Below are 13,023 nucleotides of genomic sequence, written 5' to 3'. Positions count from 1 at the left end.
TGATGACTAACGGTCCCCGAAGATCGTGCGGTGCCAGTCCTTCCTGGCCACCGCGGTGTTGTCGAACATGACGTGCTTGATCTGGGTGTACTCCTCGAAGGAGTACGCCGACATGTCCTTGCCGAAGCCGGACGCCTTGTAGCCGCCGTGCGGCATCTCGCTGATGATCGGGATGTGGTCGTTGACCCACACGCAGCCCGCCTTGATCTCGCGCGTGGCACGGTTCGCGCGGTACACGTCACGGCTCCAGGCGGAGGCGGCGAGGCCGTACGGAGTGTCGTTCGCCAGCCGGATGCCCTCCTCATCACTGTCGAAGGGCAGGACGACCAGGACCGGACCGAAGATCTCGGACTGCACGATCTCGCTGTCCTGGGCGGCGTCCGCGACGAGGGTGGGCCGGTAGTACGCGCCGTGCTTGAGGTCCTGCGGGATCTCGCCGCCGGTGACCACGCGCGCGTAGGCGCGTGCCCGGTCGACGAAACCGGCGACCCGGTCGCGCTGGGCGAACGAGATGAGCGGGCCGAGGTCGGTGTCCGGCGCGAATGGATCGCCGAGCCGGACGGTCGCCATGAGGTCGGCCGTCTTGGAGACGAACTCTTCGTAGAGGGGCCTTTGGACGTACGCGCGCGTGGCGGCCGTGCAGTCCTGGCCCGTGTTGATGAGTGCGCCCGCCACCGCACCGTGCACGGCGGCCTCCAGGTCCGCGTCGTCGAAGACCACGAAGGGGGCCTTGCCGCCGAGTTCCAGGTGGAGGCGCTTGACGGTGGAGGTGGCGATCTCGGCGACGCGCCTGCCCACGGCCGTCGAGCCGGTGAAGGAGGTCATCGCTACGTCGGGGTGGCCGACGAGATGCTCACCGGCGTCCTTGCCGGCACCGGTGATGATGTTGACGACACCGTCCGGGATGCCCGCCTGGGTGGCCGCCTCCGCGAACAGGAGCGAGGTGAGCGGGGTGAGCTCGGCGGGCTTCAGGACGATGGTGTTGCCCGCGGCGATCGCCGGGAGGACCTTCCAGGCGGCCATCTGGAGGGGATAGTTCCAGGGCGCGATGGAGCCGACGACGCCGATGGGTTCGCGGCGTACGTACGAGGTGTGGTCGCCGGAGTACTCGCCGGCGGACTGGCCCTGGAGGTGGCGGGCCGCGCCCGCGAAGAACGCGGTGTTGTCGATCGTGCCCGGGACGTCGAACTCCCGGCTCAGCTTGATCGGCTTGCCGCACTGGAGCGACTCCGCCTGCGCGAACTCCTCGGCGCGGTCGGCGAGCACGGCGGCGAAGCGGTGCATGGCGTCGGAGCGCTCGCCCGGGGTGGCGGCGGCCCAGCCCGGGAACGCCTCGCGGGCGGCGGCGACGGCCGCGTCCACGTCCGCCGTGCCGGCCAGCTCGTATGTGTAGACCTCGTCGCCGGTGGCCGGGTCGACGACCGCGTGACTGCGGCCCGACGTGCCCTTGGCCAGCCGGCCCGCGATGTACTGCGCGCCCTCCGCGAAGTGGTCCTGTGCCTGGAAGCGATGGCCCGGATTGTGCATGTCGCTCTCCTCCGCCGCCCTCCCCGTGTGCCGGGGGTCGGCGTAGCTCCAGCTCGATTTGAGTGCCGATCCTGACAGAGCAACGCCCCTCCAACAAGTGATTCCGTTGTTGCCTTTTGGTTACGCGACGGAATCTGTCGACCAGGTGTCGAGTCGGCCGGGAAAAGGCGGGACGGAGTGTCAGTGGTGCGTGCCACACTCGCGTGCATGGGGAAGATCGATTCTTGGGATGCGCTGGTCAGCGCGGTCCACTCGGGGGCGAGGGTCAAGTATCTGCACTTCTGGGGGCACCGGCCGCGGGCGGACGGGCGAGTGGGGGCGAGCTGTCTGAGTCAGTGGTGGCCGTCTCCGTTCGTGGTCGACGGGGTGGAGTACGGGACGGCCGAGCACTGGATGATGGCGCGGAAAGCGCGGCTGTTCGGCGACGCGGAGGCGGAGCGGCGGGTTCTTGCCTCGGGGCATCCTGCCGAGGCGAAGAAGGCCGGGCGGTTGGTGCGGGGCTTCGACGAGGCCGTGTGGGAGCGGGAGCGGTTCGGGATCGTGGTCGAGGGGAGCGTGCGGAAGTTCGCCTCTGATGGCGAACTCGGGGCGTTCTTGCTGGGTACGGGGGAGAGGGTGCTTGTTGAGGCCAGCCCTGTGGATCGCGTGTGGGGTATTGGGTTGGCCGCGGATGATGAGCGTGCGGCTGATCCTCGGCGGTGGTTGGGGCCGAATCTGTTGGGGTTCGCGTTGATGGAGGCGCGGGATCGGTTGCGCTCCGGGTGACGGCTACGGGTGATGGTTGCGGGGTGTGGGAGCTGGTCGCGCCCGCGGCGGCGCCGCATGAGGTCACCGCCGCGCGCCGCAGAAGGGGGTGCCGGGCCGGTATGCATGTGCGGGTTGTGGTGGGCTGAGCGCGCAGTTCCCCGCGCCCCTTGCGGGGCGGGGGCTCGGGTCAGCGGGTCAGCGGGTCAGCGGGTCAGCGGGTCAGCGGGTCAGCGGGCTGTGGTCAGGGACGTGCTGAAGCCGTCGTCGGTCGTCTCCGAGTCTCCGCTGCCGGTGTCCTCGGGGATGATGAGGAAGACCACCACGAAGGCGACGGCCAAGGCGATGCCCACCGCTCCGCAGATGATTCCGGCCAGGGCCTGACCCGGGTTGGTGGCCTCGCCGCGGCGGGCCTTGCCCCGGCCGAACGCCCCGAAGATCACCGCGAGGATGCCGCAGGCGAGGGCGACCGGCCAGAGACAGAAGCCGACCGCCGCGATGATGCCGAGCACGAGCCCCGCCGTGCCCAGCCCGTTGCTGGGCGCCATGGGCATCCCGGGCCAGCCGTAGCCCGGGCCGCCGTGGGCGGGTCCGTGGGCGGTGTATCCCGGGTAGCCGTAGCCGTAGCCGTAGCTGTACGGCATCTGCCCGGGGCCGTCGGGGGCGATGGGCGGCGGAGGGACGGAGGCACCGGGGGCGGAGTAAGGACCAGCCGGGGGTGCGAAGTGGTTGCCCGGGCCTGAGGCGCCAGGGGGCGTGCCGCCTGCGGCGGTCTGAGGGCCGCCGCCGGGAGGGGCGAAGGGGTTCCCCGGGGCTGCGGCAGCGGGAGGCGCGAAGGGGTCGCCGGGGGCGGGGGCCGCCGGAGACGCAAACGGACCACCCGAGCCGGAAGCCGCCGGAGACGCGAACCGGTCGCCGGGCCCCGAGGCCGCCGGAGATGCGAAGGGGTTGCTCCAGGGCTGCGGGGGCGCAGGGTCGGCCCCGGGAGGTGCTGGAGTGCCCGTGCCCGGAGGGTTCGGTGCCTGCGTGCCCGGGAGTGAGGTGACCGTCTGCTGGTCGTGCACCGAAGGCGGGGTGGGGGTCGGGGTCGGGGTCGGGGCAGCATCCTCACCGTGGGGCGCGGTGTCGTCGGGCCACGCCGCGCCTCCGGCCCACGGTGTGACCGGTGCCGAGCCCCCGGCAGCCGGCGGCGACGACGACGGCGACGGCGACGGCGACGGCGACTCTGACGGGGCTGAAGCACCCCTCTGCCACCCCGGCGGCACCGCGTCCGTCGGCGGAGCCCAGGGGTTCGGCTCCGCGGAGGGCTTGTCCAGTGGGACCTTGGCGTGGGGAGTCGCGTCCTCGGGGCCGGGCCGCTCGGCGTGATCCGGAGCGGTGCCGTGCTCCGGCGAGGCCCACGGGTCCGATCCGTTGTCGGCCGGCGCACCCGGTGCCTGCGCGTCGTCGGACATGCGCGGAGTCCCCTCTGTCGTACGTAGCGTCATGCTACGGCCCGGGCCTCCCCCGCACGGACCGCGTCCTACGATGATCCCCGAACCACCGATCAGCCGATCACCCGCGCCCCGCCGGACACCGGCCGGGCGCCGTTCCCGGGGAGGAACCCTTGACCGACCACCGCGACGCGAGCGCACCGCACGACCTGCACGCCTTCATCGCCGGACTGCCCAAGGCAGAACTCCACGTGCACCACGTCGGCTCCGCCTCCCCCCGTATCGTCTCCGAACTGGCCGCCCGCCACCCCGACTCCAAGGTCCCGACGGACCCCGAGGCCCTGGTCGACTACTTCACGTTCACGGACTTCGCCCACTTCATCGACGTATATCTGTCCGTGGTCGACCTCATCCGCACTCCCGAGGACGTACGCCTCCTGACGTACGAGGTCGCCCGCGACATGGCCCGCCAGCAGATCCGCTACGCGGAGTTGACGATCACGCCGTTCTCGTCGACCCGCCGCGGTATCGACGAGGGTGCCTTCATGGACGCGATCGAGGACGCCCGCAAGGCCGCCGAGGCGGAGTTCGGGACCGTCCTGCGCTGGTGCTTCGACATTCCCGGCGAGGCGGGGCTCGCGTCCGCCGAGGAGACGGTACGGCTCGCCACCACGGACAAGCTCCGCCCGGAGGGCCTCGTCTCCTTCGGGCTCGGCGGGCCCGAAATCGGCGTACCCCGGCCGCAGTTCAAGCCGTACTTCGACCGCGCGATCGCGGCCGGCCTGCGCTCCGTACCGCACGCGGGCGAGACGACCGGACCGGAGACCGTCTGGGACGCGCTCACCGATCTGCGCGCGGAGCGCATCGGCCACGGCACCAGTTCCGCCCAGGACCCGAAGCTGCTCGCGCACCTCGCCGAGCACGGGATTCCGCTGGAGGTCTGCCCCACCTCCAACATCGCGACCCGCGCGGTCCGCACCTTCGACGAGCACCCCATAAAGGAGTTCGTACGGGCAGGGGTGGTCGTGACCATCAACTCCGACGACCCGCCGATGTTCGGCACCGACCTCAACAGCGAGTACGCGGTCGCCGCCCGGCTCCTCGACCTCGACGAGCGGGGTCTCGCCGCGCTCGCCAAGAACGCCGTCGAGGTGTCGTTCCTCGACGGCGCGGGCAAGGCGAAGCTCGCCGAGGAGATCGACACGTACACCTCCGCCTGGCTCGCGCCCTGAGCCGACCAGCACAATGGGCCCATGCGCACCGTGACAGCCGTGGCCCATCGCGGCGACCCCTACCGCGTCCGCGAGAACACGATCGACTCTGTGCGTTCCGCGCTCCGGATGGGCGCGGACGCCGTCGAGATCGACGTCCGGCTCACCCGCGACGACGTGCCCGTACTGCTGCACGACGACACACTGAAGCGACTGTGGGAGCAGGACAGACCGCTGTTGTCGCTGTCCTCGGACGAGGTGCGCGGGCTCACCTCCGGCGGGGTCCCCACGCTGGAGGAAGCCCTGAAGGCGGCCGACGGCAGTCGCTTCATGGTCGATCTGCCGGGCCGGGCGGACGCGCGCGCCGTACGCCGGATCGTCGACGTCATCCGTGACCTCGGGGCCGACGGGCGCGTGTACTACTGCGCCGGCGCCGACACCATGCTCGCCGTCCGCGCGGCCGACCCTGCCGCGGAGATCGCCCTCACCTGGACGACCCTCGCTCCCCCGCGGCCCGCACTGCTCGAAGCGGTGCGGCCGCGCTGGCTCAACTACCGCTTCGGCCTGGTCGACCGCGATCTCGTCGCCCGCGTCCACCGCGACGGATACCTGATGTCGGTGTGGACCCCCGACACCCGCCGCTCCATGCGCCGCCTCCTCGACGCGGGAGTCGACTCGATCACGACGAACCGCATCGACACGCTGTGCGCGCTGCGAAAGACCTGAAGGGCTGAGGGGCTGAGGGGCTGCGGGTATGAAGGACCGCAGGCATGAAGGACCGCAGGCATGAAGGACCGCAGGCATGAAAGACCGCAGGCCTAGGAGACAGGCTGCGCGAAATCCAGCGGCGGGGCGATCGCCTGCGCGTCCGCCCCCTCCCCCACCCACAGCCCGATCAGCAGTGCCGCGGTGGCCTCGATCAGGCCCGCCCGGTCCAGACCGCCCGCGTTCAACGGCTCGCACCCCAGGTCGCGCACGAGCCGTCGTACGACCGCCAGCGCCTCCGCCGAGTCCCCGGCAACCGGCACCGCGAGCGGGCGGCCGCCGAAGACCGGCGGCGTCAGACGCCAGACGTCCTCGTGACAGAGGTTGAAAGCCTTGACCACGTGGGCGCCGGGCGCGGCCGCCGCGATCTCACCGGCCGCCGACCGACCACTCCTCGTGGCCAGGACGAAACCCGGCCCCACCGCATTGCTGCAGTCGATCAACACCCGCCCCCGCAGGGCGACTTCGAGGCCGGACACCACCTCCACCGCCGCGGCGTACGGCACGGCGAGCAGCACCGCGTCCGTACCGGACTCCACCGCCGCGGCCAGGCCGCCCGACCCGGCACCGCCGATCCGCGCGGCCAGTTCCGCCGCACGCCCCGCGTCACGGCCTCCCACGAACACCTCGTGGCCGGCCCGCGCCCACTGCCTGCCGAGCGCGTCCGCCATGTTCCCCGTACCGAGAATCCCGATCCGCATCGGTGACGTATCCCTTCTGCCGTCCGATCCCTGAGAGACAGACAGTAGGAAGCCGCTCGGGCACCATTTGGTATGTGACTTCCGACGTGCGCACCAAACAATGCACCGAGCCGTCCTTCCTCGCCGACTGCCGTGCCCGGCTCGCCTTCGACCTGCTCGCCAACACCTGGAACGCCGTGGTCGTTTGGGCGCTGCGGCACGGGCCGCGGCGGCCCGGAGAGCTGCGCGAGCAGATCGGCGGCATCAGCCAGAAGGTGCTGACGGAGACCCTCCGACGCCTGGAGTTCAACGGGCTGGTGGCGCGGCACGCGTACGCCGGGTCGCCGCCCCGCGTGGAGTACGAACTCACCGCGCTGGGGCGGACGTTGCTCGACCCGATCGAGGCGTTCGGCGCGTGGGCCTTCGAGCACGGGGACGAGGTGATGGACGCCCAGGAGAGGACGGCTGGAGAGGGTGACTAGGAGGTCAGCCGGGACCTCTGACGTACCGTCGCCGGGTCGGCCGGGGTCGTGCGTGTGGCGTACTGGGGTACCGGGGCGGTGTCCTTGCCGTTGTCGCGGGTGAGGCCGTAGCGGATGACTCCCTGGTCGGGGCCGGTCGTGATGTCCTTGTTCACCGCGTCCCAATTCGTCGGGAAGACCGCCACGCCGTACGAAGCGCCGCGCTCGTTCACGGTGAAGGTGACGGTGCCGTCGACGTAGAAGTACTCGTTCTGCCACATCTGCTGGGTGCCTTCCGGCAGGACGGTGTAGCCGACGTCCGGGCCGCCCATGCCGGTGACGTAGCCGGAGCGGGCACTGTCCCCGTTGATGTCGTCCATCCGCCGACCGCCCCCGGACGCGACGTGGAAGAGCTTGCCCCGCAGGCCGGTCCAGGTCGGCATGACCAGGCCGCCGGGCCGGTCGTGCGGTGAGATCTGCCAGCGCACCAGTACGTAGCCCTGGCCGCTGAGCGTCACGCTGTCGCCGCGGTGCTGCATCACGGCCCGCGGGCCGCCGGTGCTGGTGATGCCGGACTCGGGGCGGCGCGGCAGGGCGGCGGGACGCGCGTTCGGGTCGGGGGCCTGGTCGACGGCGTCGACGACCGTGCCGTACAGGCTTGCCCTCCTCGTCGGTGAGGGGGTGGGCGTGGGCGACGGCGCCGGGCGGGCCGTGCTCGATGTCGTGGGGGCCGCGGCCCGGGGCCGCGGCTCGTCCGGCGGCTGCGTGACGACGTACGCGCCGCCCGCGACCATCGTCGCCCCGGCCGTCATGGCCACCGCCGGCTTGGTGAGCGCGGCGACGACCTTGGCGGACCAGCCGACGGTCGTGGCGGCCGTCGTCGCGGCGACCGCCGTCTTGCCGCCGAGGGCGAGCGAGAGCGTGAAGCCGACCGGGATCGGGACGAGCGCGAGCCCGACGAGCAGCCGTTCGGCGGGTACGACCGCCTCGCCGGGCGCGGCGCAGTAGCGGCAGCCCCGGATGTGCCGGGCAAGCCGCTTGCGCCACACCGAGTCGGGCCGCCCGTCCCAGCGGGCGGTCACCTCGCGCAGCTCGGGGCAGGACGAGTCGAGGGCCCGCACGATGCCGCGCGCGGCCTCCAGACGGGCCTTCATCCGTTGGACGCGTACGGCGGTGTGCTGGCGGCTGATACCGACGGCGGCCGCGAGCTCGCGCCGGCTGAGTTCGCCCGCGACCTCCAGCCACCACAGCGACAGCAGCTGCCGGTCCTCCTCGTCGAGCCAGCGCACCGCCTCCGCGACCTCGCGCCGTTGGCCCTCCAACTGGAGCCGCAGCACGGTCAGTTCGGCGAAGTCGGTGGCTTCCTGGGCCGCGTCGTCAGCGAGCGACTCGGACGTCCGCCGCCTGGCCCGGTCGCGTATCTGCCGCATGGCGATGGCGACCAGCCAGGAGCGGAAACTGTCCGGATCACGCAGCGTGCCGAGGTTGTCGACCGCGCGCAGCATGGTCTCCTGCACGACGTCGTCGACGTCCGCATGGCCGTTCAGGGCACGGCCGACGATGTTGTAGACCAGCGGCAGCCAGCCCTCGACGAGCTCGTCGAGGGCGCGCCGATCACCGGCCTGCGCTGCCGCGATCGTCGTACGCCACTGCCGCCCGTCCACGTACGTCCCTTCCCGTACCGATGTCACTTGCTGTAGAGCAGCGTCCCGAAGCCCAGCTGGTCGAAGCCGCCGCTGTTGGGTCCGTAGTCTCCGCCGCCGCCTTCGGCACGTACTTTCTCAGCCATCGATGTGACGTGGGGCACCGGGAGGCGGCGACGCCGGGCGTAGTGGTTGTGCAAAAGCTCCCAGACCGGCCGAATCTGTCTGCGGCCTATGTTGGAGATCACGGTCTGCTCGCGCCAGGCGCCCCTGGTCCCGGTGCGCCAGGCGTACTCGGTGAAGGGGACGTCCCCTCCCAGGTTGTACTTGGCGACGTACTCGGCGGCCTTCATCAGGCGGTTGTTGTCGTAGCCGTAGACGTCGACACCCTGGTTCCACGCCATCTCGCAGATCGCACCCATCAGGCCCATGCCCATCACGGTGTGGCCCTGGTCACGGCCGGACTCCTGCCACTGGGCCAGGCCCTGGTCCTCGTACACGAAGGGGACGGCGTTCTTGATCGAGCCGTTGCCCGCGCCGTTCTTGAAGTACTCCACGGCGCGGTCGAACTTGGCCCTGTCGTCGCACAGGATGCCGATCGCCATGATCGCGGCGATGTTGCAGAGGTCCCAGTTCGCCCAGTAGTTGGTGATGACGGCGCCGTTGTGGCGTTTCAGGAAGTCGTCACCCAGCGGGTAGAAGACGTTGAGCAGCATCTTCTTGAAGCGAGCCAGGTCGAAGCCCGGCTGGTCGCGGACGAGTTCGGCGGCGTTCGCGAACTGGTAGCCGTAGATGCCGGACGCCAGGAACCGGTCGGAGTTGCCGGTGAGCGTGGTGAACTTGGCCGACCAGGCGTTGAGGATCGCGACGGCCGCCTCGGCGTTCTCCTCGGTGCCGGCGATCTTCCAGCGCAGGGCGTTCTGGTAGGCGGCGTGGATGTCGTTGAAGAGGATGCCGTAGTTCTGGCCTGCACCGCCGCGGATGATCGTGGTCTGCGGGTTGGGCTTCCAGGTACTCGCGGAGTGCCGGTTGGCGGTCAGCCGCTGCCAGCCCGCCAGCCAGGGCTCCCCGCGCGCGGCGACGCGGGCCTTGGCGCGGTTGAGGTCGCCGGCGTTGTGCAGCATCCCGGGGTGCGCGAAGGCGGGCTTCGCGGCGGCCGTACCGGGGCTCGCGGAGGCGCCGTTCTGTGCGGCGCCGGCCGAGTCACCACCGCTCAACGAGACCGCGAAGCCGCCGGCCACTCCCGCCGCGGCGACGCCGCCGGCGATCTGGAAGGCGCTGCGACGGCTGATGCGGTGCTTGTTGTGCTCTGCCACGGATAGCTCCTGTGTGGACGGGGATGTGAGTGCCGTGTGTGGCGCGTGTGCACAGGAGACGGAGGGGGCTCCTCCGAGATAACAGTTTTTACGCCGCCCAAAACTTTCGAGGGTGCTGTCCGGCAAGACCCGCCCTAAGGGAAACCCCTGACAACCCCCTTGGCCGACAAGGCAGTTGATCGGGGTCCGGGCCAGGGTCGGTGCCCTCCTCGGAGAGGATCCGCGGCAGCGGCGTACGACCGGAGGATGAAGGTCACCGATCACCCCTGGGAGTCAGCTGATGCATGTCCGCGTCCGTACCGCCTGCGCCGCCCTCATGGTTCTGGGCCTGACGGCCGGGCCCCTGGCCGGGAGCGCCCTCGCCGCCCCCTCCACCGCGGCCGTCGTACGGGAGACCACGGATCCTGATACCGCGAAGGCTCTGCGCGCCGCGCTCAAGGGGCTGCCGGACAAGGACGCGACGGCCGCGCTCGTACGCGTCGGCGGCACGGACGGCAGCTGGCGGGGCAGCGCAGGGGTGCACGACCTGGCCAGTAAGCGGAAGGCTGTGGAGCACGCACGCTTCAGGGCCGGTTCCACCACCAAGGTGGTCACCGCGGCCGTCGTCCTCCAGCTCGCCGCCGAAGGCAGGATCGACCTGGACGGGCACGTGCAGACGTACCTCCCCGGCCTCCTCTCGAAGGCCTTCGAGCCCATCACCGTACGGCAGTTGCTGACCTACACCAGCGGGCTGAAGCCGGGTGCTTCGCTGGGGGACGTGAACGGGGAGGGGTACGAGCGGCGGTTCGAGACGCTGACCCCGGAGGAAGTCGTGGCCGCCTCCGTCGCCGCGGGACCCGCGTTCCGCCCGGGCGACCGGCAGCAGTACGCCAACATCGACTACACCGTGCTCGGCCTCCTCATCGAGAAGGTCACCGGCGACTCGTACGAGCACCAGGCGGCCGTACGCGTCCTGCGGCCGGCCGGGATGCGGCACACGTCCTTTCCCGGCGGCCCAGACCCGCGCATCCACGGCCCGCACAACCGCGGCTACCAGAAGCTGGCGGACGGCAGACTGGTGGACGCCACCGAGTGGAACATGTCGGACCGGTGGGCCGCGGGCGACATGATCTCCACGACGGCGGACCTGGAGCGGCTGCTCTTCGCGCTGTTCCGCGGGCGGCTTGTCCCCCAACCCCTCCTGGAGAAGGAGATGTTCACGCTTCCGAAGGTGCCGGGAGCGACCATGAGCGCCGGTCTCCAGCGGTACGAGCTGGACGACGGCACCGTCCTCTGGCTCAAGACCGGCGCCCGCCCCGGCTACGGCACGCTGCTCGCGGGCACGCGCGATCTGTCACGCACGCTCGTGTACTCGGTCAACGCGACCGACGCGAAGGCGGAGGAGATGAATCCGGTGGCCGAGCGGATCGTACGGGCGGCGTTCGTACGCTGAGGCGTTGAGGCATTGAGGAACGGCTGCTGTGGCCGGAGGCGTCAGTCGTGTGCGTGGGCCGCCGGGCCGCCGAGTGTCGCCGCGCGCTGTTCGAGTCGCTTCAGGACCGTCTCGCCCCACTGCAGGTTCGCCCGCTCCAGGGCCATGCCGCCCTGCAGGGTGAGGTACGGGCCCACGCGTTCGGCGGTGGCGAGGTACTCGTCCTCGGTGCGGCCGGCCAGCATGCGCTCCCGCATGCGCTGGTAGCGGGCCAGTTTTGCGGTGGCCCGCTCGACGCGTTCGGCCACCGCGGCCCGTACGGCCTCGATGCCGTCCATGTCTCCGATGTCGACGCACTGGACCTTGACCATCAGCTCGTCCCTGATGGCCAACGGCTTCGCGGGACCTTCGGAGACATAGGCGCGCAGGACCTCGCGTCCGGCCTCGGTGAGGGAGAAGAGCCGTTTGTTGGGCCGGCGCTCCTGCTGGACGACACGGGCGGAGACGAGACCCTCGCCCGCCATACGCTCCAGCTCCCGGTAGAGCTGCTGAGGCGTGGCCATCCAGAAGTTGGCGACCGAGGCCTCGAAGCCCTTCGCGAGGTCGTATCCGGACGCCTCACCCTCCAGAAGCGCGGCCATCACCGCATTGCGCAACGCCATGAGCCCAAGCTAACACCGTGTTGATTAGTCAATGCGGCGACTATGGACGGCTATGGACGCCGAAGGCCGTCCGGGGCGGCGTCGGAGACACCATCGGAGACGCCATCCGAGAGGCCGACCGGGGTGGCGAGCGCGGTCACCGGGAGCAGGGCGGGCCGCTTGGCCCGCCGGCCGTCGCCGGACGAGCGGCCGCGCACCCGCCGGAGGAGCCAGGGCCCGAGGAAGGAGCCGACCCAGCGCAGTTCGACGCCGACGGCCCGCAGGCCCGCGGGCGCCGCCGGGTCGGGAGGCAGCGGCCGTGTCCAGCCGTCGTCGCTGCCCGGCAGGCCCAGCGCGTGCGCGACGGCGGCGGCGATGCGGGCGTGGCCGAGCGGGCTGGCGTGCAGCCGGTCGGGGCTCCACAGCCGGGGATCGGTCACCACGGGGTGGGGGGACGTCTCGGCCACCGCGACGCCGTGGCGCCCGGCCGCTTCCCGGATGCGGTCGTTGAGCGCGAGGACCCGGTGTCCGACCGGGCGGGCCAGCGGGGTGATCCGGGCGACGTCGGGAAAGGTGACCGTAGCGACCCGGGCGCCCTGCGCGGTGAGCGCGGCGAACATCGCCTCCAGGTGGCCTCCCACCTCGTCCGCGTCGAAGCCGGGCCGCAGCATGTCGTTGACACCGGCGACGACCGTGGCGATGTCCGGTCGCAGGGCGAGGGCGGGGGCGAGCTGCTCGGCGCGCACCTGTCCGGCGAGGCGCCCCCGTACGGCGAGGTTGGCGTACAGGACGCCTGGGCCGTCCGGGCCGCCTGGGCCGGCTGGGTTCTCCCGTGCGATCTGCTCGGCGAGCCGGTCGGCCCATCCGCGCAGGCCCCCGGCGTCGTCGCCGTCGCCGAGCCCTTCGGTCTGACTGTCGCCCAGGGCGACGTACCGCAGATATCCGCTGTCGGGCACGGGGCGACCGCCTCTCCTATTCCATCCTGCAAGTAGCTGACTAGTTTCCTATTCGCATTGTTGACTATACCTGGAGAAGACGGGGCAGGGCAGGGCGAGGACAGGGGAGGTTCTGGATGACGGCGACGCTGCGGCGGGGCATTTTTGCGCCCCCGCCGCCCCTACCCGTCCCATCCTTCTGGGGCTCCGCCCCAGACCCCGTCGGGGGCCAGCCCCCGAACCCCCGCTCCTCAAA

At 71.3% G+C, this 13,023-nt stretch carries 13 protein-coding genes; 6 read left to right on the top strand and 7 right to left on the bottom strand.

The annotated features are described in order from the left end of the window. Positions 1-6: 6 nt before the first annotated feature. Entirely contained in the window at positions 7-1,527 is a 1,521-nt protein-coding gene (locus GAS53_RS34030) for a gamma-aminobutyraldehyde dehydrogenase (protein ID WP_151481609.1), read from the bottom strand. 207 nt (positions 1,528-1,734) lie between these two features. Between GAS53_RS34030 and GAS53_RS34025 the strand changes: the two genes are divergently transcribed. Then, positions 1,735-2,292 carry an NADAR family protein gene (locus GAS53_RS34025; protein ID WP_192583397.1) on the top strand — a complete coding sequence of 186 codons (558 nt, stop codon included), beginning with the start codon at positions 1,735-1,737 and terminating at the stop codon, positions 2,290-2,292. A gap of 209 nt (positions 2,293-2,501) precedes the next feature. Here the strand turns inward: GAS53_RS34025 and GAS53_RS34020 are convergent, their stop codons facing one another. Further along, the gene (locus tag GAS53_RS34020; RefSeq protein WP_225859253.1) at positions 2,502-2,915 is read right to left on the bottom strand and encodes a DUF4190 domain-containing protein; all 414 of its coding nucleotides are present in this window, start codon (positions 2,913-2,915) and stop codon (positions 2,502-2,504) included. 352 nt (positions 2,916-3,267) lie between these two features. Here GAS53_RS34020 and GAS53_RS34015 point away from each other — a divergent pair, with 352 nt between their 5' ends. The 3 genes from GAS53_RS34015 (at position 3,268) to GAS53_RS34005 (ending at position 5,641) form a co-directional block, all read left to right on the top strand. Next, the gene (locus tag GAS53_RS34015) at positions 3,268-3,639 is read left to right on the top strand and encodes a hypothetical protein (protein WP_151481607.1); all 372 of its coding nucleotides are present in this window, start codon (positions 3,268-3,270) and stop codon (positions 3,637-3,639) included. Positions 3,640-3,877: 238 nt separating this feature from the next. Continuing rightward, on the top strand, positions 3,878-4,936 hold the full coding sequence (locus tag GAS53_RS34010) for an adenosine deaminase (RefSeq protein ID WP_151481606.1): 1,059 nt from the start codon (positions 3,878-3,880) through the stop codon (positions 4,934-4,936). A 21-nt stretch (positions 4,937-4,957) separates the two neighbouring features. Then, the gene (locus GAS53_RS34005; protein ID WP_151481605.1) at positions 4,958-5,641 is read left to right on the top strand and encodes a glycerophosphodiester phosphodiesterase; all 684 of its coding nucleotides are present in this window, start codon (positions 4,958-4,960) and stop codon (positions 5,639-5,641) included. A 92-nt stretch (positions 5,642-5,733) separates the two neighbouring features. Here GAS53_RS34005 and GAS53_RS34000 read toward each other — a convergent pair whose 3' ends face one another. Continuing rightward, the gene (locus GAS53_RS34000) at positions 5,734-6,381 is read right to left on the bottom strand and encodes an NADPH-dependent F420 reductase (protein WP_151481604.1); all 648 of its coding nucleotides are present in this window, start codon (positions 6,379-6,381) and stop codon (positions 5,734-5,736) included. Between the two features lie 65 nt (positions 6,382-6,446). On the opposite strand from GAS53_RS34000, the gene GAS53_RS33995 reads away from it, so the two are divergent. After that, on the top strand, positions 6,447-6,842 hold the full coding sequence (locus GAS53_RS33995) for a winged helix-turn-helix transcriptional regulator (RefSeq protein WP_404829367.1): 396 nt from the start codon (positions 6,447-6,449) through the stop codon (positions 6,840-6,842). Here the strand turns inward: GAS53_RS33995 and GAS53_RS33990 are convergent. Together GAS53_RS33990 and GAS53_RS33985 are read right to left on the bottom strand one after the other, a co-directional pair. Further along, entirely contained in the window at positions 6,839-8,485 is a 1,647-nt protein-coding gene (locus tag GAS53_RS33990; RefSeq protein WP_151481669.1) for an RNA polymerase sigma factor, read from the bottom strand. The two genes, GAS53_RS33995 and GAS53_RS33990, sit on opposite strands and share 4 nt — an antisense overlap. Before the next feature lie 23 nt (positions 8,486-8,508). Then, on the bottom strand, positions 8,509-9,780 hold the full coding sequence (locus GAS53_RS33985; protein WP_151481603.1) for an alginate lyase family protein: 1,272 nt from the start codon (positions 9,778-9,780) through the stop codon (positions 8,509-8,511). 280 nt (positions 9,781-10,060) lie between these two features. Between GAS53_RS33985 and GAS53_RS33980 the strand changes: the two genes are divergently transcribed. Next, entirely contained in the window at positions 10,061-11,212 is a 1,152-nt protein-coding gene (locus GAS53_RS33980) for a serine hydrolase domain-containing protein (RefSeq protein ID WP_151481602.1), read from the top strand. A 41-nt stretch (positions 11,213-11,253) separates the two neighbouring features. Here GAS53_RS33980 and GAS53_RS33975 read toward each other — a convergent pair whose 3' ends face one another. Continuing rightward, the gene (locus tag GAS53_RS33975; RefSeq protein ID WP_151481601.1) at positions 11,254-11,853 is read right to left on the bottom strand and encodes a PadR family transcriptional regulator; all 600 of its coding nucleotides are present in this window, start codon (positions 11,851-11,853) and stop codon (positions 11,254-11,256) included. A 50-nt stretch (positions 11,854-11,903) separates the two neighbouring features. Further along, complete coding sequence (locus tag GAS53_RS33970) at positions 11,904-12,788, bottom strand: SGNH/GDSL hydrolase family protein (RefSeq protein ID WP_151481600.1); 885 nt, start codon at positions 12,786-12,788, stop codon at positions 11,904-11,906. Positions 12,789-13,023: the final 235 nt, after the last annotated feature.

Origin of the sequence: Streptomyces albicerus (genome assembly GCF_008905045.1) — a bacterium.
Taxonomy (GTDB): Bacteria; Actinomycetota; Actinomycetes; order Streptomycetales; family Streptomycetaceae; genus Streptomyces; species Streptomyces albicerus.
This window is presented reverse-complemented; position numbering and strand designations above follow the sequence as displayed.

Coding starts and splice junctions, on each gene's coding strand:
- GAS53_RS33975 (WP_151481601.1), bottom strand. CDS start 11,853: ATGGCGTTGCGCAATGCGGTGATGGCCGCGCTTCTGGAGGGTGAGGCG.
- GAS53_RS34000 (WP_151481604.1), bottom strand. CDS start 6,381: ATGCGGATCGGGATTCTCGGTACGGGGAACATGGCGGACGCGCTCGGC.
- GAS53_RS34030 (WP_151481609.1), bottom strand. CDS start 1,527: ATGCACAATCCGGGCCATCGCTTCCAGGCACAGGACCACTTCGCGGAG.
- GAS53_RS34020 (WP_225859253.1), bottom strand. CDS start 2,915: ATGCCGTACAGCTACGGCTACGGCTACGGCTACCCGGGATACACCGCC.
- GAS53_RS33980 (WP_151481602.1), top strand. CDS start 10,061: ATGCATGTCCGCGTCCGTACCGCCTGCGCCGCCCTCATGGTTCTGGGC.
- GAS53_RS34025 (WP_192583397.1), top strand. CDS start 1,735: ATGGGGAAGATCGATTCTTGGGATGCGCTGGTCAGCGCGGTCCACTCG.
- GAS53_RS34005 (WP_151481605.1), top strand. CDS start 4,958: ATGCGCACCGTGACAGCCGTGGCCCATCGCGGCGACCCCTACCGCGTC.